This is a genomic window from Arthrobacter sp. NPDC057009, from assembly GCF_042673905.1.
In the GTDB taxonomy this organism is placed as follows: domain Bacteria; phylum Actinomycetota; class Actinomycetes; order Actinomycetales; family Micrococcaceae; genus Arthrobacter.
The window spans coordinates 64,773-84,993 of the sequence record NZ_JBHUSB010000006.1 but is presented as its reverse complement, the minus strand read 5'-3'; the positions used below and the strand labels follow the sequence as shown (position 1 = coordinate 84,993).

Below are 20,221 nucleotides of genomic sequence, written 5' to 3'. Positions count from 1 at the left end.
ACCGCTCCGGGCCACAGGCAGCGGCACTGCTGGACCGGGCATTATCCGCTTCCCGGCAGGTGCAATCATGAGCAGACGTTCCGCACGGGTTGGCGCCGCGCTGGCGGCTGTCCTTCTGATGTTCCTGCTGGTGCGCTGCACCGGGCAGGCGAACCCCTCGGCGACGAACCCTTCGGCGGACAGCACCCACTACTACGTGAGCGCGCTGGGAAGCGACAACAACGTCGGAACGTCCCCCGCTTCGCCCTGGCAGTCCTTGCGAAAAATCAATGAGACGGGTTTCAGGCCCGGCGACTCCATCAGTTTCCGCAAGGGGGACGAGTGGGTCGGCACCGTCACCCTGAACGAAAGCGGCACATCGGCGTCGGCCATCAAACTGGACAGCTACGGCAACGGGAGCCTGCCAACGGTAACCACGCGGGAAGGCGAAAACTGCTTCGAGCTGAACGGCAACTACATCGAGGTGGACGGGCTGCGGGCCACCGACTGCGGGTACGCGGGATTCAACGTCAACGGCGACCACGTCGTGATCAGGAATTCCGAGGCCTCTGACAACACCGCCGGCATCAAGGTGAGCATGGGCTCAAACTTCGGAAAGTACTTCAACAACGTCCTGACGGACAACAACATCATGAACGTCAATACCCGCGGAAGGCAGTGCGGCACTGCAAAGGCAGCCAAATGCAGCGACGATTCCGGTGCCTTCGGCATCCTGATCAACGGCAACGACAACGAGTTCTCCGGCAACACCGTCACCGGTTCCACAGCCTTCTCCCACGACTTCAGCCGTGACGGCAGCGCCTTCGAAATCTATGACGGCAACCGCAACATCATCCACAACAACAAGGCCATCGACAACAACGTTTTTTCCGAGGTCGGACGCTCCGACGGTACCGCCGACGGCAATGTGTTCCGCTACAACCTCGTCCGCTCCTCGTGCCGGTCGGACTGCAGGGAAGCCGCTGGCCTGATCATCCGTGGCCCGAACACCAAATACGGCCCCACGAACAGCACCACCTTCGAATTCAACACGGTGTGGCTGAACGGCAAACATTCCCGCGGCGTGGTCTGCCACGCTTCCTGTCCGTCCTCAACGGTCATCCGGGCCAACATCCTCGTTGCCGTGCGCGACGCCCTCTGGCTGGACGGATCCGGCTGGAGGGAGCAGTCCAACGTCGTCAACGGCCCCAGCAACGTTCCGCTGGACAGCACCTCGACGACGGCTCCCGCAAAATTCGTCCACGCCCCCAAGGACCTCCACCTCGCCGGCGGCAGCCCGGCGATAGACCGGGCGGGCAGCAGCCCGTCCGAGACGGACCTGGACCAGGTGGCCGTTCCGCAGGGCGGTCAATGCTCAGGATCCGGAAAGGCCGACGCCGGCGCCTACGAATACCGGCCGCCTAACTGTTAGCGCGGGGCAGGTCCGCCGACGCCGGTATCTCCGCCAGGTTCTTCCGCCCACCTCGCCGCCGGAAGATAATCAGGTATCCGCTCTGCACACCAATGGAGGTGGTGGATGTGTCTGTTTACACGATGGGTATCTGGCTCGTGAAGCCGGGCCGCGAGGACGACTTCGTGAAGGCCTGGAAGGACATTGCCGACCGCACCCACAGGGAGTACCCCGGCGGGCACGGCCTGCTGATGCGTGACCGCGACGTCCCCAACCGCTTCATCAGTACCGGTCCGTGGGCATCGATCGAGCAGGTGGAACACTGGCGGTCATCGGTGGCCTACACGGAGGGCATGGCGTCGATGCGGGACATGGTTGAGCACTTCGAACCGCACACGCTGGACGAAGCCGCCGTCATCGGCTGAGGCTGCGGCTTAGCGCCTCCTGCGGCGCCGCACCAGGGCCAGCATCACGCCACCGAGCAGCAGAGCCACGCCTGCCCCGGCGGCGGCGAGTGTCAGGCCCGATGCACCTGTATCGGCCAGCGCCATCGGGGACGCATCACCGTCCGGGCCGGCCGCAGGCACGGACCCGGCAGCAGGATGCACGGCCACCACCGTCGGCTGGGGCGCGGGCGCCAGCACCGCGGGCTCGCCGCCCTTCGCCGCTGCCGGCGGGGACGCAGGCGGGGAAGCAGCCGGCAAGCCGCCGCCTCCAGGCGTCCCGGCTCCAGGCGTGCCGGAACCAGGCGTTCCGGAACCGCCTCCAGCCGGAGGTTCAGGTGCTGCGGGCTTCGGTGCGGTTCTGAAGGTGCTTAGTTCGGAGCGGCTGAAGCCGTTCACCGCCTGCGCGGTGAAGCCGTCGGCCGCGGCGGGAGCGCTGAAGGTCCAATTGCACTGGGCATCCACGTCCACGTCGAAGGGTTCGCTGCCCGGGAACGTGACCCGGACCCGGGTTCCCGCCGGAACGTCAGTGGCCGGGGCCGAGGCCAGCCGCCCGGCGATCCGCTGCCCAGCGGCGATGGGCCCAGCCGGCAGGGTTCCGGCCAGGACCGGCTTGTTCAGGAACAGCCTCAGCTGCACGCCCGGGAGGACGGACATGGAATCCTGGAGCGTGGCCGCGACGGCGAAATTCTCGACGGAGTCAGCGGAGTTCCCCGCCGAATGTGTGCCCACGGCGTAGTTCCCGCTAATCCACGGCCCGCCGGAATCACCGCCGCTGGACTCCACCGAGGTGGAGAGGAATCCGCTGAAGGAGCGCAGATCAGCGGGGTCCCCCGAGCCGCCGCCGACGACGTAGATCCCCACCTCGTCCACGGTGCCGCACGACCATCCCGCGGTCCGTCCGGAACGGCACACGGCCTGCCCCACGAACGGCGAGGCCATGCCCACGATCTTCACGGAGCCGGTGCCGAGCCTGGTGGGGTCCGCCCACGTCGCGGTGGCCGGTAGCGGCTCGAGGTCCGCGCGGATGGATTCGATGACGGCGATGTCATTCCCCGGCGTGCCGGGATTCTCCGGATCCGCGACCCACGAATTCCCGGGACCGCCGAACTGGCTGAAGCCGAACGTCCCGAGCCTACCCGTGACCGCGTTGTCCGCCAGGAATCCGCCGGCGGGATCCCCGGCCGGCAGCGTCACCTCGGCGAGCCGCGCGGCGCCGTCGTCGGCACAGTGGCCGGCGGTGAGGACCAGGGGCTCGCCGTCGGGGCTGAACGCGCTGAAGCCGGCGGAACAGACCACCCCGCCGTCGATCCGGTACCCCTGCCCGCCGAAGAAGTCCTCTTCCGGCGCCAGCGGTTCGCCGCTCTCCAGAACCACGTTGGCATACTGCCCCACGAATTCCGACGGCGACAGCCGCCCGCCGCCCGTCTGCTCCACCAATGCCCGGTCCGCCGACGCCGGGGCACGGCTTTCTGCGGGACCGGCACCGTCCGCTTTGCTGCTTTCCGATTCAGTGCTGTCCGGTCCGGTGCTGTTCGGTTCGGTGCTGTCCGGTCCGGTGCTGTCCGGCTCGGCTGCCGGCTGCGGCTCAGCCTGAGGCTCGTTGATCCCGCCCGTACGGATGATGAACCTGCCGTCCGCCTCGGCCACGGCCTGGAGTCCCGCAGGTCCCACGTCGCGGAGGTACGCCTGGTAGAGCTGTTCGACGCTCACGGCACGACGGTCCGTGGGCGCGTCAGGGGTGGCGGCCGCGCCCGGTTTCGAAGCGGCAGCGCCCGGTTCCGAAGCAGCAGGTTCCGAAGCAGCAGGTTCCGCAGCCGCACGTTTCCCCTGCTCCCCCGCGGCGTTGAATTCCTCGAGCGTCATGCCCAGGTCACGCTGCACGGCTTCAGCAAGACCCTCCCCCGATACCCCGCCCGCCGGGGAAACAGGAGAATCCGGGGACGGAACCGCCGGCGAGGACTGTGCGCCGCCAGCCGCCGCCGCCGTCGTACTTTCCAGGGCGGCAGAAGCCGGTGCCGCGGCGAGCGTGCTGCCCAGCGCCACGGCGGCCGTGAGGGCGAGCGCGCGCCGGAGCGCGGTGCCGGAAACGGGTGAAGTCACAGGGCTAACCTAGCGCCCAGGGCTGCGAGCACTGCATCCAGCTCGGGCCCGGTGACACCGTGCCGCAGCAGGAACTCCCGGGTCCTCAGCCGGCGCACAAAGTCCAGAACCGTAGCGCCCCGGGTTTCCAGGAGCGGGGCGAGGGTTTCCTCGTCCAAGTAGCGTTCGTGCGGATGCGGCGGCCACAGGGTCCGGTGGCGCTCGTTGATGCTGCGCATGGCGGCCTGGTAGCTCGCCACAATCTCGGAATCACTTGCGCCTGCAAGGTCCTGCAACATGGCGGCGATCATGCCGCTGCGGTCCCTGCCGGCTGAACAGTGGATCACGACGCCCCCCGGCGCAGCAGCCACGGCTTTGAACACGGCGGCGAGCCTGTCCGGGAAGAGGCGTGCGTTGGCTGCGTAGTGCGCCGGATCGTTCAGGTAGGGGTCGCACAGTGCCTTGAACTCAGGGTTTTCCGGGTCCTCGGTGGGGGCAAGCACCAAATCGAACGCGGCGAGCGCCTCGCCCACTTCCGGGTCACTGGGCCGGCGCTGCCGTTCGCCGGGGTTCCGGAGGTCGATGATGGTGCGGATCCCGTCCCGGTAGGCTTCCTGCCAGCCTGCCGCCGTAACCCATTCGCGCCGCCCCATCCGGTAGACGGAGCCGGCCACAAGCCAGGCGTTCACCGCCCCGTCCCAGCCGATCTGTCCCCTCGCGTCCACGGAGCCAGCTAACCACACCTTCCCCGGTGGCCGCACGGGTTCCGGGGCAGGCGTTGACGGCGGGCGTACCCTTGGGACATGGCGCTGCTCCCGGGCCTGCTCATAGATGGGGATTCTGATGACAGTTAGACAGCCTTTACGACGACGGATCACCCGCCTTTCCGGCGTCCTCGCGGCCTTGGTTTTGGCTGGCCTGACCCCCGCCCCGGCTTCCGCGGACCGGTTCGATTCCTATGTGGCACTCGGAGATTCCTTTGCCGCAGGCCAGGGCGCCGGTTCGTACCTGGATACCTGCTTCAGGAGCGGCCTCGGCTATCCGTCGCTGCTGGACGCGGAGCGCAAGATTGGCCTAACCGGGAATGCGGCCTGCAGCGGCGCCACCACCGGCAGTGTGCGGAACAGCCAGATCGCCGTGCTCAGCAAAAAAGTGGACCTGGTGACCGTAACCGCGGGCGGCAATGACCTGGACTCGGTCGGCGCGCTGGTGATCTGTGCGGCGGACCCCGGGCAGGCGTGCACGGAGGCGCTGGCCCAGCGGGCGGCTGTCCTGCAGACTGCCCTGGCCAGCCCTGGGACGAGCCCCTTCTTCCAGGATCTGCTGGGAATGCTGAACGACATCAAGGCCACGGCACCGCGAGCCGACATCTACGTCGCCGGGTACCCGCTGCTGTTCGAGCCCGGCGCCGGCCCGGCCGCTGATCCTATAAACGGGCTGACGCAGCAGCTGAATGCCGTCATTGCTGCAGCAGCGCGCCAGGCAGACGGCGGGCGCGCGAAGGTTCACTTCGTGGACGTGTCGCAGGCGTTCGCCGGCCACGGCATCGGTTCCGCACAGCCGTGGATCGTCGGCCTGCCGCCGGCCTGCGGGGCCTCTGCAACGTGCGGGACGTCGGTGGCGGACATCTTCCACCCCACGGCCGACGGCTACACCAGAGGCTACGCCGCGTCCATCACCGCAGCCCTCGGCTAGTTGCCCCGCCGTGGCTAGGCTGGTGTCATGATCACAGTCTCGGGCACTGTTGGTTCCACCCTGCCGGCGCGGACTGCGTTCGCCTACCTGTCCGCCTTCGAACACACGAGTGAGTGGGACCCGGGCACGCCGGTGATGGACAAGCTGACCGAGGGACCCGTCGCCGTCGGCCACCGCTACCATGCGGAGGCGGTGTTCCGCGGCAAACGCCAGCCCATCGAGTACGAGGTGGTCGAACTGTTCGACAACCACATCAAGCTCCGGGGCGAACACCGGAACCTCGTGGCTTTTGACTCGATCGATGTCCGCTCGCTCAGCTCCGGTTCCGAGGTCGTGTACAACGCGCAGTTCAGGATCAACTGGCCTTACAAGCTGCTGCAGCCGTTCCTCACGCCGCAGTTCATGAAGCTCCGCAACCCGGCCCTGAACGGGCTCCGGCAGAAACTCGAATCGCTGTAGCCGTCCGCAAGCCAGCACAGGAGGACACCGTGAGCAGCCAAAACCCCGATCCCCTCGAAGACCACATCACCGGACTGGAACCCGGCGGCGGAGTGCCGCCCGGGGAAACACCTCCGGCTGAAGGCTCCACCGGCGGACCGCAGGGGCACGACGAGGGAGGACCGCCGCGCGGAACCCAGGTGGCAGTCCTGGTGGCACTCGGCATCCTGGTGCTGTTTTGCCTGCTGTTCTTCGTCGGCTACATCGTCGGCCTGTTGTAGGCGGCGGCCGGGTGCCCGTGCGTTCGCACGGGCAGCCCGGCTTCCTCCCGGTTCCAGCCCGTCAGTCCGTCCAGTCGAAGAACCCCTTGCCGGTCTTGCGGCCCAGTTCGCCCCGGGCCACCTTGTCCCGCAGGATCCGGGGCGGCGCGAAGCGCTCCCCCAGTGTCGAGTGCAGGTACTCGGCGATGCCCAGGCGGACGTCCAGGCCCACGATGTCGGTGGTCTTCAGCGGCCCGGTGGGGTGCTTGTAGCCGAGCACCATGGCGGCGTCGATGTCCTCCGCGGAGGCCACACCCTCCTCCACCATGCGCATCGCCTCCAGCGCGATTGCCACACCCAGCCGCGAGGACGCGAACCCCGGGGCATCATTAACGACGACGGCGGTCTTGCCCAGCGCTTCCGTCCAGCCTTTCGCCTGGGCCGCCAGCTCCGGTGACGTCTCCCTGGCCACCACCACCTCGATCAGGGTGGAGGCGGGCACGGGGTTGAAGAAATGCAGCCCCACGAAATTGGCCGGCCGCTGCAGCTGTGCGGCGAGGTCGGTGACCGAGAGCGACGACGTGTTGGAAGCCAGGAAGGCATGTGCTGACAGCTGTTCCTCCACTGCTTTCAGGGCACTGACCTTCAGCTCGAAATCCTCCGGAACCGCTTCCACCACCAGGCCGCAGCCGCCGAAGGCGGCGTAGTCGGTGGACGTGCTGAACCGGGCGAGAACCTCCTCCGGGGTCCCGTCCAGGACGCCGCGGGCAGCGGACTTGGCCACGGCATCGGTGACCCGCGTGCTGGCGCCGGCGGCAGCGTCGTCGTCGCGCTCCACCACCACCACAGTGGCGCCCTTGATGAGGAAGGCGTGGGCGATCCCAGCGCCCATGCGGCCGCCGCCGAGGACGCCGACGTGCTGGGGAATGGCGGTCATGACTTGGTCCCGTCTGTGGTGCTGTTCTTTTTGACCGTGCTTTTCCTATCCAGGAAGGCCTGCATCCGGTCGAACTTGGCCTGCGACTCGAACAGGATGCCCTGCGCCAGCTGGTCAATCATCGGGTGCGCCTCGGCCGGGGCATGGAACACGGACTTGGTGATCCGGACGGCCAGGGGGTCCTGCCGGGCAATCCTGTCGGCCAGCCGGTGGGCGGCGTCCATAAGCTCGGCAGGCTCATGAAGTTCGGTGACCAGGTTGACGGCGAGGGCCTCCTCGGCCTTGAGGACCCGGCCTGCCAGCAGGATTTCCTTGGCCACCGGCTCACCCACGAGTTCCTTCAGCCGCCAGCTGGCGCCGGCGGCGGCAAGAATGCCGAGGCCGGTTTCCGGGTTGCCGATCCGCACCGCAGGAGTGCCGATCCGGAAGTCGGCGGCGTATGCCAGTTCGGCGCCGCCGCCCAGGCAGTAGCCGTCCAGCGCGGCGATCACCGGCATGGGCAGCCTGGCAATCCGGACGAAGATGGTGGAGTTGATGCCCTGCAGCGCGTCGTCGCGGCGCCGCTCCCGCAGCTGGGCGATGTCCGCGCCCGAGGCAAAAACGCCTTCCGTGCCGGCGATGATGAGGAGTTTGGGGTCCTTTTCCAGCGCTGCGCACACGGCATGGAGCTCATCCACCATCTGCTGGTCGATGGCGTTGCGGACGTCCGGGCGGTTGAGGAGCACCACCACGCGGTCCTCACGTTCTTCGACAAGGAGGGTGCTGAACTCGCGGGTGCTCAAGTGTCCGTTCGGGCTGGCCTGACCGTTCGCACCGTTCTGGCCGTTCACACTGTTCTGGCCCGGCACTACACTCGCTCCAGCAGCATGGCCGTGCCCTGGCCCACGCCGATGCACATGGTGGCCAGCCCGATCCGCGCGTCCTCGCGCTCCATCCGGCCCAGCAGAGTGATGGCGATCCGGGAGCCGCTGGAACCCAGCGGGTGCCCCAGAGCGATCGCGCCGCCGTCGTTGTTCACGATGTCCGGATCCAGCCCAAGGCGACGCACGGTGGCAAGGGACTGGGTGGCAAAGGCCTCATTAAGTTCGACGGCGCCAAGGTCACCGACGCTGAGCCCGCTCCGCTTGAGCACCTTCTGGGTTGCCGGGACCGGGCCGATGCCCATGATTTCCGGCTCGCAGCCGGCGGACGCGCCGTCGATGATGCGGGCGCGGGGCGTGAGGCCCAGCCGCTCGACCGCTGATTCGGACGCCACGATGATGGCCGAGGCGCCGTCGTTGAGGGAGGAGGAGTTGCCGGCGGTGACCACCGAGCCGCCGGGGACGACGGGGCGGAGGCCCGCCAGGACGTCCATGGAGGTGCCCGCGCGCGGGCCCTCATCCGTGTCGACGACCGTCTCGGCCTTCCGGGTCTTGACCGTCACCGGGACGATCTCGTCCTTGAAGCGGCCCGCCGCAATGGCTGCGAGCGCCCGTTCGTGGGAGCGGACGGCGAAGGCATCGGCGTCCTCGCGGGAGATGTTGTCCACGCGGCCCACCTCCTCGGCGGTTTCGGGCATGGAGTACGTCATCTTGCCGTCGCGGGAGAGCTCGCCCTTCTTGAACAGGGGGTTCACGAAGCGCCAGCCGATGGAGGTGTCGAAGATGTCCCCGGGCTTTGCGAAGGCCGCCTGCGGCTTCTCCTGGACCCAGGGCGCGCGGCTCATGGACTCCACGCCGCCGGCCACCACGATGTCCGCGGCCCCGGCCTTGATCATCTGGCTGGCCATGATGATGGCGCTCAGGCCCGAGGAGCAGAGGCGGTTCACGGTGATGCCCGGGATGTGCAGCGGGAGGCCGGCGAGGATGGTGGCCATGCGGGCCACGTTGCGGTTCTCCTCGCCGGCGCCGTTGGCGTTGCCGAGGATGACCTCATCGATCGCGTCCGGATCCACGCCCGCCCTGGCCACGGCCTCGCGGACCACCAGCGCGGCCAGGTCATCGGGCCGGACCGCCGAGAGCGCTCCGCCGTATCGTCCTACCGGGGTGCGGGCACCGCCGACCAGAAAAGCCTCGACCATGAGAACATCCTTTTCGCAGAAGCTGGGCCGGAAGCGACTAAATTACCGACCGTTCGTTCTATAAAGATTACACGGTGCGGGCAGCCGGTCAACGGGAGTGGAGTTTTTGTCCACTTGTCGCGGGTTATTGGGCCTTGAAGTCATGACAAGTGGACAAAAACTCCTCAGCCCGGGCGTCAGTCCTCGTAGCCGCAGATCGCGGCGACCTTGTCCGCCGAGGGGCTGCTGTCGTCGAAGGTGTAGCCCACCCATTCCCTGGCGAGCCGGCGTGCCAGCTCGAGGCCGATTACGCGCTGGCCCATGCACAGGACCTGGGCGTTGTTGCTGAGCACCGCGCGCTCCACGGAGAAGGAGTCGTGGGCGGTCACGGCCCGGACCCCTTTGACCTTGTTGGCGGCAATCGCCACGCCCAGGCCCGTGCCGCAGACCAGGAGCGCCCGGTCCGCGGCGCCGCTGGCCACCATGCGTGCGGCCTCAACCGCCACGTGCGGATAGGCGGTGTGGCCGTCCGGGCCCACGCCGACATCGACGACGTCCGCCACCAGGCCGTGTGCGGCCAGATCGTTTTTCAGTGCTTCCTTGTATTCGAAGCCGGCGTCATCGCAGCCGACGACTATTCGGAGTTTTTCTGCCATTTGGGTGGGCCTTTCGGGGGTTGGTCAGGGTGGTTGGTCAGGTTGGTCAGGATGGTCAGGAGGCGGGTATCCCGCTGCGCAGACCGGCCAGGTCCCGGACGAGCAGCGCGAACGAGGTGGCGCCCGCATCGGGGGTGCCAACGGATTTTTCTGCCAGCGGGCGGGCACGGCCCAGCTTGGGCCGCAGGGCCGCCGTCGCCTCCGCCTGTTCTGTGGCTACTTCGGCCGCGGCCCGCCAGGCGGCAGCGAAGGAGCTGCCCCGGCCGACGCCGTCGGCGAGCTCGCCGACGAATGGCAGGAGAGCGTCCACGAGGGTCTTGTCCCCCACAGCGGCACGGCCCAGGTCCAGGATCGCGCCGGAAAAGGCCTGGACGGCAGCCACGAAGTCGCCGTCCGTGTAGTCCGCCTTCCCGTCGGTGAGGGACTGGCCCGCCGCTTCGAGGGCGGCTCCCCACAGCACTCCGGAGGTGCCTCCGGCATGCTCCGCCCAGCCCTGGCCGGCCGACTGCAGCAGATAAGCCGCGCCAGCCCCGCCGTCGTACGCCGTGCGGGCAGCCGCAAGAGCGGCGTCAATGCCCTTGACCATGCCGCGGCCATGGTCCCCGTCACCGGCCACAGCATCGATCTCGCCCAGGCGCGCTTCATTCGCATGCAGGCATGCGGCCATGCTTTCGAGGGCATTGAGGGCGGTTCCGGCAAGAACGACGGCGGCCGGGCTCGCTTCCGGGATGGCCCGGGTCTCCCGGACCCCGCCGCCTGTGTCCTGCACGTAGCCGGCTGCAGCCGCGACCGGAGCCCGCTGCTTCCGGAAGGCCGGGGTGTACGCGTCGGCTGTCCAGAACGTCTCGAGCTCGTCATGCAGCCACATCAGCGTCAGCGACACCCCTCCCATGTCCAGGCTGGTGACGAGTTCACCGACTTCGGCGTCCACCACGTCCAGTCCCGCCTCACGCAGCAGCCGGGCCACCGTGCCCCAGAGGAGGAAAAGCTCTTCGTACTTGGTGGTGCCGAGCCCGTTCAGGATGGGTGCCACGCGCCTGCCGGCGCCCTGCGGCGCGGCCTCGAGCAGTGACGTGACCATCAGCTGCGCCAGTTCGGCGGCCGGGGGCATGGCCTGGTCCCGGATGCCCGGTTCCCCGTGAATGCCCAGGCCAAGGCCCAGCTGCCCCTCCGGGACCGTGAACAGCGGCCGCCCGGCCCCCGGCATGGTGCAGCCGGAGAAGGCGACGCCGATGGTCCGGGTGGCAGCGTTGGCGGCACGCCCGGCCCGCTCAACGCCGTCGATGTCCAGCCCGGCCGCCGCTGCGGCGCCGAGCACCTTGAAGACGGAGAAGTCCCCCGCAATGCCCCGGCGCTTGTCCTCCTCGGCTGCGGAGGCGACGTCGTCCGTGACCACCACGATCCGGGTATCGATGCCCTCCTTGCGCAGGCGCTCCGCGGCGATGCCGAAGTTCATGTTGTCCCCGGCGTAGTTGCCGAAGGTCAGGACCACTCCCCGCCCCTGGTGGGCGGCCTTCGCGACCGAGTACACCTGCGCTGCCGACGGCGAGGTAAACACGTTTCCCACGACGGCACCGGTGGCGAATCCGCTGCCCACCAGGCCGGCAAAGGCGGGATAGTGCCCCGAGCCTCCGCCGACGACGACGGCCACCTGCGGTTCGCCGGTGCGCAGCGCCACGGCCCCGCCGGGGACGCCGCGGAGGCGGTCCGCATAGAGGTCAAGGAAGCCGGCGAACTGGTCTTCGGCGAATTCGGCGGGATCGTTGAAAATCCTGGTCATGGGGCTTGCTCCAAAATCTTGATGTCAGGGGTCTTAGTGGTGGCGCGTGCCGGCGCTGTCCTCCGGCACTTTGAGGAAGGTGGTGAGGGCAAAGGCGACGCCGTACAGTGCCACAAACGCCCAGACCACGCCGGCGTTTCCACCCCAGGGGAGGACGGCCGCAACGACCGCTGCGCCGAGGAACGCCGCCCCGCCTGCTGCCGTGGTGTACATCGCCATGGCGGCGCCCTTGCGGTCCGGAGTCAGCGCAGGCATGATCGCGCCCATCGGCACGAAGCCCGCCAGCAGGATTCCAAAGACGACGCCGGCCAGGACGGACAGCCAGTAGCCCCAATCGGAGCCGGGGGCCACCAGGTGCGGCACGTACCACCAGGCGAGCAGGCCCGCTGCCGAGCCGACAACGCCGAACCAGCGGACCGTGCGCTGCCATCCCCACCTGTCGCCGATGGCCCCGAAGACGGCGTTGAAGGAAATGTTGGATGCGTACACGATGACCGTCATCATCAGCCACTGCGTCTGGGACCAGCCAAGTTCACCGCTGATCACGCCGGGCAGGATCACGAACATGCCGTACTGGGGTGCGGTGTTGATGAGCCGGACGATGAAGCCGGTGAGGATCCGCGGTTCCCGCGCCAGGAGGCGGATGCCGCCGGTGAGGACTTCCGCCGTCGACTCGCCCTGGGGGGCGAGCCGCCTGCTGCCGCGCTCCTCCCGGACGCCCAGCCGGGCGATGAGGAAACCGGCCGTAACCAGGCCGATCGAGGCGGCCATGGTCAGCGACTCGCCGGTGTGGCCGCCGCCAAACAGCGGGATGAAGGTCAGCGCAAACAGGGAGCCGAACGTCGGCAGGCCGCCGGTGAACATGACGTAGAACCAGCCCACGGCCGTTCCGTTGCTCTTCCGCGGCGCCACGGTGTTGATCCAGACCAGGAACGCAAAGGCGAACAGCGGATAGCCCAGGCCGCGAAGGAAGTAGCTGGCCATGATGCCGGGAGTAAACCCTGCATTCAGGCTGACCAGGAACAGGATCTCGAACGTGACCCAGGCGGCGAAGCCGAGGGTCATCACGCGGCGCGGTCCCACAAGGTCCGAAAGGGCGCCGGAAAGGTACGAGGCGACCGTCACCGCGACGCCGTACATGGTGATGATGGTGGGGACCAGCATGGCCTGGTTACCGAGGGCCGCGGCCATGTGCGGGGCGATGAAGTTCGACTCGACGCCGTTGCCGGTCATGAAGACCAGGACGCCGAGGAAGCCCCAGCGCAGGGAATGCGGAATGCCGATTCGATCGAGCAGCCGTTCCCGCGAGGGGGCAACGGGCGTTGCAATTGTGGTCATTGGGAAAACGCCTTTGTTTTTGGGGGGATGGGTTCTTCAGGGCCGGCGGGACGCAGGGTCCCGCCGGCCGCTGGGGCGCGGTGTCTGGCGTGCGGCGCTACGCGCGGTGTCTGGCGTGCGGCGCTACGCGCGGTGGCTAGCGTGCGGCGCCGGGAAGGATCGAGACCTTGACGGAAGCGCCGGCGGTGTCGCCCACCAGGTCCAGGGCGTCCTGGAACCTGTCCAGGGGGAACTGGTTGGTGCAGATCTCGTCCATCGGCAGGATGCCTGATTCGATCATTTTGATGGCGGCGGGCCAGCAGTGGGGGCCCAGGTGCGCGCCGCGGACGTCGAGTTCCTTGTCGTCGCTGATGATGGACCAGTCCACGGAAACATCCGAACCGAAGACGGAGTATTCGACGTAGGTGCCAAGCTTTCGCAGCAGGTTTAGCCCCTGGCCCACGGCCGAGGGATGCCCCGTGCCTTCAATGTAGACGTCGGCGCCGTAGCCGTCCGTCATGTCCTTGACCGCCTGCACAGCGTCCTCGCGCCCGACGTTGATGACGACGTCGGCACCGCACTTGCGCGCAAGGGCCAGTTTGTCGTCGGACATGTCCAGGGCGACAACCTTCAGCGGGCTCTTGGCCTTGGCGCCGGCGATCATGCCGAGCCCGATCGGACCGCAGCCTGCGATCACCACGACGTCATTGAACTGGATGTTGGCCCGCTCCACGGCATGCAGGGAGCAGGACAGCGGTTCGGCAAAGGCTGCATGCTGGGGTGCCAGCTCCTTGGAGACCTTGTGCGCCCGGGCGTTGATCGGGACCACCAGGTACTCGGCCATAGCTCCGTTGTAGTTGCGGAAGCCGAACATGTCGTGCGGGCCGCACATCCAGTACTGTCCGCGCTGGCAGTACCGGCATTCCTCGCAGGGCACGATCTGCTCGCAGGCAACGCGGTCGCCAAGTTCCAGGCCATGGTGGGCCAGGGCAGCCGCCCCGCCGCGCACGATGGTGCCGACGAACTCGTGACCGGGCGTGACTTCCTTCTGGGCCCAGGCGGGCCGGTTCTCGTCGCCCCAGAACTTTGCGGCTCCGTGGTAGCACTTGAGGTCGCTGGCACAGACACCAACGGCCTCGACTTTCATGAGCAACTCGTCCTGGCCTGGAACCGGGGTTGCCACCTCTTCAAGCGTGTAGTTTTCCGGCCCATGGCAGATGACTGCCTGCATGACGGCCGGCACAGCGGTATCCGTTGCTGCCTGTTCTTCGTACGTGGTTGTCATGGTTCCCTCCTTGGAACGTGTGACCTGGGTCAATGAATCCAGTGTGGGATTCTGCTGAACAAATGTCAAGAACAAAATTTCCAAGCAGATAATGGTGAGAAATTTTGTTCACGGTCCGCTAGAATGTAGGCATCTGACACGCGATGAGGGGACGGATCCATGCGGGACGCCAACGACGGTCCGGCCGGCACCGGGAGCAAATTTCCGCTGGAGCTGCTGTATCAGGCCGCCAGGATGTACTACCTGGACGATGCCAACCAGATAAAGATCTCCCAGGCGCTGGACGTGTCCCGGCCGACCGTCAGCCGCCTGCTGGCGGAGGCGCGTCGGATCGGCCTGGTCAAAATCGAGGTGGTGAATCCGTCCCGGCACGCCTCCGACTCCCTGGGCAGCGAGCTTTCCGAAGCCCTGTCGCTTCAGAAGGTTTACCTGGCTGACGGCGACCAGTCACACCGGCTCCGGGTCGGGCTGCTCCCCCAGGTATCCGAGGCCATAACGGAGATGGCCCTGGCCCCCGGCGACGTTCTGCTGGCTTCTTCGGGCAGGACCGTATATGAACTCAGCCAGGCCGTGCTGCCAAAGCTTCCCGGCGTGCTGGTTGCCCCCAGCGTGGGGGGCCAGACCGAGCCGGAGCCGTGGTACCAGACCAATGAAATTGCCCGCGCCATGGCAGAACATGCCGGCGCACATCCCGCGTTCCTCTGGACCCAGGCGCTCCCCTCCCCCGAGATGCATCAGTTCCTGCAGCGGGATCCGGACTTCCTTCGGATCCAGCGGCTCTGGGAGTCGGCCAAGGGCGCGCTCCTGGGCGTTGGCGCTCCGCCCACCACCCGGAGCTCCATTTCTCGCTTCATTCCCAAGGACGACGATTCCCTGGCCCGCGCCGTGGGCGACATCTGCCTGAACTTCTTCGACGTCCGAGGAGAACGAGTTGAGTTTCCCGGCAGCGACCGCGTGGTGGCCACACCGCCCGAGATTCTGCACGCGATCCCGCACACGGTCGGCGTTGCCGTCGGAACCGAGAAGGCCAGCAGCATAGTTGGCGGGGCCAGGGGAGGCTACTTCCGGAAGCTGGTCACCGACGCGGTTACCGCCCGGGCAGTCCTGGACTATCTGGCGGCTTAGCCTGAACCTGCCGTGCGCTCCTGCAGCCGGGCCAGCGCATGCATGTGCTCTCTGTTGCTCGGATACAGGCCGCAGTAGGTTCCGTACATCTCCTGGTAGACACCTGAGGCTTCCGGCCGGGGCTCCACATGGCCTGACACCTGCATCCAGTCAGTATCCGGAGCGACGGCTCCGGTTCCCACAGCGGCCAGCAGGGCGTCCCCGTAGCTGGCCCCAATGGTCACCCGGGGAACAACCTGCACCCTGCCGGTGACGTCACTGGCGATCTGGGACCAGAGCCGCGCCTGGAGCCCGCCGCCCACGGCCAGCAGCCGGGACACCGGCTCCCCCGCTTCCTCCACCAGGTCCAGCGTCTGCCGCAGGCCGAGGCAGACGCCCTCTAGCGCCGCCCGGAGGAGGTGGCCGCGCCCGTGCCTCAGTGTCAGGCCTAAGATCATTCCCCGGGCGTCGGGGTCGAGGATGGGGGTCCGTTCACCGGCGAAATAGGGAAGCACCAGCAGGCCTTCGGCGCCGGCGGGCACGTGGGCGGCTTCTTCCAGGAGGTCGGCCATCGGCGCCCCGCCGGTGATCTGCTGCAGCCAGGTCAGGAGGCTTCCCGAGGTGGCCATGCCGCCGGACAGCGACATCGAACGTGGCTCGACGCCGGGAACAGGCCACAGCCTCGGGTGGCTCCTGAACGTTTTGAGCCGCTGCACAAAAAACATGGTGGAGCCGTACATCAGCATGGTGTCCCCCGCCTGCCTGACCCCCACGCTGTGCGCCTCCACCCACGCATCCACCGTTCCTGCGCAGACGGGGGTCCCTGCAGGAATGCCTGTCAGCGCCGCGGCGCCGGGAGTGACCTGGCCGGCTATGTCAGCCGGCCACAGCAGCCGGGGCAGCGGCAGGTGGCCGGCCACGGCGGCAGCCCGGTCCCCGATCCACTCCAGCCGGTGGATGTCGTACAGGGGATCGCACTGGCCGGCCGTGGGGTGGTCCATCACATATTCGCCGGTGAGCCGCTGCACCAGGAATGAACTGCAGGAGTACCAGTACCGTGCGGCAGCAAAGGTCCCGGGCTCATTCCTGGCGATCCAGCGCAGCTTTGGCCCGACCGATTGCGACGACAGCGCCTTTCCGCCGTCAGCCTCGATCCGCCCTGCGCCGAATTCGTCGTTGAGCTCGTCAATTTCCCTGCCGGCCCTGGTGTCCACACCGTAGAGGATGGCCGGCCGCAGGGGCACATGGTTGGCGTCCGTGACGACGAGGCACGGTCCCATGCCACTGACCGCCACCCCGGCAACGCGGCGCGGGTCCTGCCTGGCGAACAGTTCCCCGCAGAGCTGCCGGACTTCTGCCCACCATGTGTTCTCCGCATCGAATTCCACCCAACCCGGCCGCGGCAGCGAGGGAGCGTGGTGCACGGTGGCGGAGTCGAGGATCCTGCCCTCGGACGTGGCCAGCACGGCCTTGCTGCTGCCGGTTCCAATGTCGAGTCCGAGGAACAACCGCCGACCACCTCCCTTGTGGGGCCCGTTGCGGGGCACTGCGGCCATCGTATCCCGCGGCGGCACCGCTGATTTTGTGGAAACTGCCGCCTCAGGCGACTACCATGCCCAAATGCGCCGCAAGCAGCGGTGCCAGGAGCCCCAGCTGGTACTCATCAATCACGACGCCGGCCAGGCTGTCCAGCCCGCTGATGCTCCGGAAGTCGGTGCCGCGGAGGTCGAAGTCCTTCAGCCTGGCGCCGGCGAGCTCCAGGGTGCCGATGGTGCAGTTCTTCAGCGCAACCCGGGCCGCGGTGGCGGAGCCCAGGTCCAGTTCGCTGATGATGCAGTCGCTGATCTGCACGTCCGCGAGCCGCGAGCCCCGCAGGTTCAGGTAATCCAGCTTGCCGCCGTCAATCCGCACCGACTGCCAGCCACTCTCATAAAGCTCCGCCGATCCCCATCTGGGGTTGCTGAAGACGACGTCGTGCATGGTGGAGCGGGCAGCATTGAAGACCGGGGCGTAGGCCTCCCCGATGACACAGTCCCGGAAGGTGGCGCCCCGGAGCTGGGCCTCATTGAAGGAGACCCCGGCAAATTCACATTCTGCGAAGGTGATGCCGCTGAGCTCCAGCCCGTCCGCGGCAGCGCGGCTGTACCGCATCCCGTCATACCGTTCGGCCCGCCGGAAGTCCGGCGCACCCTCATCCCGGAGGCCCTCAAGCCGGACCGGCGCCAGCCTCGGTGCCATGACCTTCAACGCCGCACCTTGGCGCGGCCTGCCCAGGGACATTCCCGCCACTATGGCTGCTCCGCCTTCGCCGCGATTTCGGCGAGGTCCCTTGCCAGGGCCTTGCGCGTCAGGTTCATGCCCATTCGCCCGAAGACAGCAAGCATGAGCCTGCTGACTACCGTGGGCCGGAGGACCTCCGCGCCGAAGGTCAGTCCCAGGTCAGTCCCGCCGTCCCGTTCTTCCAGCGTGAACCGGGTGGTGTAGTCCGCTCCGCCCTGCAGCGCCTTCACCGTTGTGCTGCGCGGCGGATCCGCCTGGGACACCCACATTTCCACGGTCTCACGCCGGCCCATCATGGAGCGCGTCTCCTTCCAGCGGGTGCCTTCGCCGTACGGCCCCTCGCTGACCATCTGGATGGACTCCACCCCGGACAGCGTGGCGGCGGACCCCGGAATATCCGAGATCACCGCCCAGACTTTCTCCGGGCTGGCGTTCACGTGCTGACTCAGGCTGATGCTGTGATCCATGCCCTAGAGCCTAGCCGCGGGCACCGACAATCGGGTGCCGAAAGCCTCCCGCGCGGCGCCGCGACGAAGCACTTCCGCAGAGAAATCGGACACCGACTTGAAATAGTAAGTATGCTTCGTGTTAGGCTGAAATGGCTTTGTCAGATCAACCGGCAACGGAAGGTGGTGCCCCTGATGGGTATCGGAGACAAGATCCAGAATGCTGCAGAGGACTTCGGCGGTAAGGCCAAGGAAGCAGCGGGCAATGCGACGGACAACGACCGCCTGAGGGCAGAAGGCCAGAAGGACCAGGTGGTCGCCGACGCCAAGAAGGTCGGCGAGGACGTCAAGGACGAATTCAAGCGGGATTAGTACACCACCGACAAAACGGCGACGCCGGACTCCCTTGGGGGGAGCCCGGCGTCGCCGTTTTTGTGAACCCCATCGGCTGCTCCGTAAACGCCCTTTTGGCGGGCCTAAAGGGCGTTTACGGAGCAATCGGCGGGAAAATCGACAGCAGGAACTAGCTGAAGAGTTCACTCTTCGGCTGGTTGTTCTTGACCTTCTGCCAGCCCAGCCACAGCACCAGGGCGAAGAAGGGGATGCTGGCGAGGGTCCAAAGACCCAGCAGGAAGACGTCGCCCGTGGCCTTGTCCGTCATGGTGTCGAAGCCGATCAGGACGGTGATGGCCAGCAGCGCCACGAGTCCAGCCCAGCTGGTCCACGGCGAACCCGGCATCGGCAGGCTGGAGACGTTGCCCCTCTTCTTGCGCAGCGCGATCTGGCTGGCGAAGATCGAACCCCAGGTGAAGATCACGCCGATCGAGGCGGTGTTCAGGGCGAGGTCGAACGCGTACGAACCGCCCAGCCAGATGTTCAGCAGGATGCCCACGAGGTACACGACGGCGATGGCCAGGATGGCGGCGTACGGCACGTGGCGGCGGGACATTTTGGTCAGCCACTGCGGGGCGTGGCCGTTGTTGGCCATGGTGCGGAAGATCCGGCCGATCGAGTACAGGCCGGAGTTGCAGGAGGACAGCGCGGCGGTGATGACGATCATGTTCATGACGTCGCCCATCCACGGCAGGCCCATCTGGCCAAAGACGGTGACGAACGGCGAGGTGCCTGCCTTGTACTGCTCGGAGGGCAGCAGCATGGCCAGCAGTGTCACGGAGCCGACGTAGAACACCACGATGCGGACCACGACGGCGCGGATCGCCTTGGGCACTTCGCGTTCGGGGTTTTCCATCTCGCCGGCGGTGATGCCCACGAGTTCGATGGCGTTGTAGGCGAAGATGACGGCGTTGAGCACCAGGATCATCACCAGGGCGCCCTTGGGGAACATGCCGCCGTCGCCGGCGAAGAGGTTGACGGGCGACGCGTGGCCGGCACCGACCTTGGCGTTGGTGATCACCATGAAGGAGCCCACGGCCAGGAAGATCACGATGGCGCCCACCTTGAGACAGGACGCCCAGAACTCGAATTCACCGAACGCCTTGACGCTGAGCAGGTTCACGGCCACCAGCAGCACCAGCGCTGCGATGGCGGACAGTTCAACGGGGACATTGGGGAAGAAGAACTGGAAGTACAGGCCGATCGCGATCAGTTCCGCGATGCCGGTCATGGCCCAGTTGATGAAGTACATCCAGCCGGACAGGTAGGCGCCCTTCCTGCCGAACATCTCGCCGGCGTAGCTCACGAAGGAGCCGGAGGTCTGGCGGTACATGATGAGCTCGCCCAGGGCCCGCATCAGCAGGTAGGCGATGACGCCGGCGATGGCGTAGGAGAAAATCAGGGCGGGGCCGGTGGAGGCCAGCCGGCCGCCGGCTCCCATGAAGAGGCCGACGCCGATGGCGCCGCCCATCGCGATCATGGTGACGTGGCGCCGGCTCAGGGTCTTCTTGTAGCCCTCGGCGCTGAGGGTCGAGTCGACGGCGGCGGATGGAGCCGTCGGGCTCATAAGTTCTGTGGGGGTACTTTGAGGCACAACTGTTCCTTGTAGGTCGGGGGTTGCCTTGGGTAGGGCACTGCCGGTTTCGGAACCTGGAGTTTTTGTACAGATAATTCGGC

At 67.2% G+C, this 20,221-nt stretch carries 20 protein-coding genes; 7 read left to right on the top strand and 13 right to left on the bottom strand.

Annotated elements, in window-relative coordinates; translation table 11 throughout:
* Positions 1-67: 67 nt before the first annotated feature.
* Both ACFTR6_RS08340 and ACFTR6_RS08335 read left to right on the top strand, forming a co-directional pair.
* The gene (locus ACFTR6_RS08340; protein ID WP_377957554.1) at positions 68-1,411 is read left to right on the top strand and encodes a hypothetical protein; all 1,344 of its coding nucleotides are present in this window, start codon (positions 68-70) and stop codon (positions 1,409-1,411) included.
* 107 nt (positions 1,412-1,518) lie between these two features.
* Complete coding sequence (locus tag ACFTR6_RS08335) at positions 1,519-1,815, top strand: putative quinol monooxygenase (protein ID WP_377957553.1); 297 nt, start codon at positions 1,519-1,521, stop codon at positions 1,813-1,815.
* 9 nt (positions 1,816-1,824) lie between these two features.
* Here the strand turns inward: ACFTR6_RS08335 and ACFTR6_RS08330 are convergent, their stop codons facing one another.
* Together ACFTR6_RS08330 and ACFTR6_RS08325 are read right to left on the bottom strand one after the other, a co-directional pair.
* Positions 1,825-3,936, bottom strand: a complete 2,112-nt coding sequence (locus tag ACFTR6_RS08330) for a S1 family peptidase (RefSeq protein WP_377957552.1) — start codon at positions 3,934-3,936, stop codon at positions 1,825-1,827.
* Positions 3,933-4,640, bottom strand: a complete 708-nt coding sequence (locus ACFTR6_RS08325) for a tyrosine-protein phosphatase (RefSeq protein WP_377957551.1) — start codon at positions 4,638-4,640, stop codon at positions 3,933-3,935. Before ACFTR6_RS08325 ends, ACFTR6_RS08330 begins: the two co-directional genes overlap by 4 nt.
* A gap of 118 nt (positions 4,641-4,758) precedes the next feature.
* On the opposite strand from ACFTR6_RS08325, the gene ACFTR6_RS08320 reads away from it, so the two are divergent.
* The 3 genes from ACFTR6_RS08320 to ACFTR6_RS08310 are packed head-to-tail and all read left to right on the top strand — an operon-like array spanning position 4,759 to position 6,329.
* The gene (locus tag ACFTR6_RS08320) at positions 4,759-5,610 is read left to right on the top strand and encodes an SGNH/GDSL hydrolase family protein (protein WP_377957550.1); all 852 of its coding nucleotides are present in this window, start codon (positions 4,759-4,761) and stop codon (positions 5,608-5,610) included.
* A 27-nt stretch (positions 5,611-5,637) separates the two neighbouring features.
* Positions 5,638-6,069, top strand: coding sequence for an SRPBCC family protein (locus ACFTR6_RS08315; RefSeq protein WP_377957549.1), 432 nt, complete (start codon positions 5,638-5,640; stop codon positions 6,067-6,069).
* Between the two features lie 29 nt (positions 6,070-6,098).
* Positions 6,099-6,329, top strand: coding sequence for a DUF6480 family protein (locus ACFTR6_RS08310; RefSeq protein ID WP_377957548.1), 231 nt, complete (start codon positions 6,099-6,101; stop codon positions 6,327-6,329).
* A 61-nt stretch (positions 6,330-6,390) separates the two neighbouring features.
* Here the strand turns inward: ACFTR6_RS08310 and ACFTR6_RS08305 are convergent, their stop codons facing one another.
* The 7 genes from ACFTR6_RS08305 to ACFTR6_RS08275 form a co-directional block, all read right to left on the bottom strand.
* Positions 6,391-7,245 carry a 3-hydroxyacyl-CoA dehydrogenase family protein gene (locus tag ACFTR6_RS08305; RefSeq protein ID WP_377957547.1) on the bottom strand — a complete coding sequence of 285 codons (855 nt, stop codon included), beginning with the start codon at positions 7,243-7,245 and terminating at the stop codon, positions 6,391-6,393.
* Positions 7,242-8,027: an enoyl-CoA hydratase/isomerase family protein gene (locus ACFTR6_RS08300; RefSeq protein WP_377957546.1), complete on the bottom strand. Its 786-nt coding sequence runs from the start codon at positions 8,025-8,027 to the stop codon at positions 7,242-7,244. Before ACFTR6_RS08300 ends, ACFTR6_RS08305 begins: the two co-directional genes overlap by 4 nt.
* 65 nt (positions 8,028-8,092) lie before the next feature.
* Positions 8,093-9,304 carry a thiolase family protein gene (locus ACFTR6_RS08295; protein WP_377957545.1) on the bottom strand — a complete coding sequence of 404 codons (1,212 nt, stop codon included), beginning with the start codon at positions 9,302-9,304 and terminating at the stop codon, positions 8,093-8,095.
* 176 nt (positions 9,305-9,480) lie between these two features.
* Positions 9,481-9,939 carry a ribose-5-phosphate isomerase gene (locus tag ACFTR6_RS08290; RefSeq protein WP_076800582.1) on the bottom strand — a complete coding sequence of 153 codons (459 nt, stop codon included), beginning with the start codon at positions 9,937-9,939 and terminating at the stop codon, positions 9,481-9,483.
* 55 nt (positions 9,940-9,994) lie between these two features.
* Positions 9,995-11,719: a dihydroxyacetone kinase family protein gene (locus tag ACFTR6_RS08285; RefSeq protein ID WP_076800580.1), complete on the bottom strand. Its 1,725-nt coding sequence runs from the start codon at positions 11,717-11,719 to the stop codon at positions 9,995-9,997.
* 33 nt (positions 11,720-11,752) lie between these two features.
* The gene (locus tag ACFTR6_RS08280) at positions 11,753-13,057 is read right to left on the bottom strand and encodes an RbtT/DalT/CsbX family MFS transporter (RefSeq protein ID WP_076800578.1); all 1,305 of its coding nucleotides are present in this window, start codon (positions 13,055-13,057) and stop codon (positions 11,753-11,755) included.
* Between the two features lie 136 nt (positions 13,058-13,193).
* Positions 13,194-14,321, bottom strand: coding sequence for a zinc-binding dehydrogenase (locus tag ACFTR6_RS08275; protein ID WP_377957544.1), 1,128 nt, complete (start codon positions 14,319-14,321; stop codon positions 13,194-13,196).
* Positions 14,322-14,480: 159 nt separating this feature from the next.
* Here ACFTR6_RS08275 and ACFTR6_RS08270 point away from each other — a divergent pair, with 159 nt between their 5' ends.
* Entirely contained in the window at positions 14,481-15,446 is a 966-nt protein-coding gene (locus ACFTR6_RS08270) for a sugar-binding transcriptional regulator (protein WP_377957543.1), read from the top strand.
* On the opposite strand, the gene ACFTR6_RS08265 is transcribed toward ACFTR6_RS08270, so the two are convergent.
* The 3 genes from ACFTR6_RS08265 to ACFTR6_RS08255 all read right to left on the bottom strand — a co-directional run bounded on the left by ACFTR6_RS08265 (position 15,443) and on the right by ACFTR6_RS08255 (position 18,172).
* The gene (locus tag ACFTR6_RS08265) at positions 15,443-16,933 is read right to left on the bottom strand and encodes an FGGY-family carbohydrate kinase (protein ID WP_377957542.1); all 1,491 of its coding nucleotides are present in this window, start codon (positions 16,931-16,933) and stop codon (positions 15,443-15,445) included. The two genes, ACFTR6_RS08270 and ACFTR6_RS08265, sit on opposite strands and share 4 nt — an antisense overlap.
* A gap of 91 nt (positions 16,934-17,024) precedes the next feature.
* Positions 17,025-17,705, bottom strand: coding sequence for a pentapeptide repeat-containing protein (locus tag ACFTR6_RS08260; protein WP_377957541.1), 681 nt, complete (start codon positions 17,703-17,705; stop codon positions 17,025-17,027).
* A gap of 8 nt (positions 17,706-17,713) precedes the next feature.
* Positions 17,714-18,172, bottom strand: a complete 459-nt coding sequence (locus ACFTR6_RS08255; protein WP_377957540.1) for an SRPBCC family protein — start codon at positions 18,170-18,172, stop codon at positions 17,714-17,716.
* 174 nt (positions 18,173-18,346) lie between these two features.
* Between ACFTR6_RS08255 and ACFTR6_RS08250 the strand changes: the two genes are divergently transcribed.
* Positions 18,347-18,523, top strand: a complete 177-nt coding sequence (locus ACFTR6_RS08250; RefSeq protein ID WP_377957539.1) for a CsbD family protein — start codon at positions 18,347-18,349, stop codon at positions 18,521-18,523.
* 151 nt (positions 18,524-18,674) lie between these two features.
* On the opposite strand, the gene ACFTR6_RS08245 is transcribed toward ACFTR6_RS08250, so the two are convergent.
* A complete protein-coding gene (locus ACFTR6_RS08245; protein ID WP_377957538.1) occupies positions 18,675-20,138 on the bottom strand; it encodes an amino acid permease in 1,464 nt (487 codons plus the stop codon).
* Positions 20,139-20,221 lie beyond the last annotated feature (83 nt).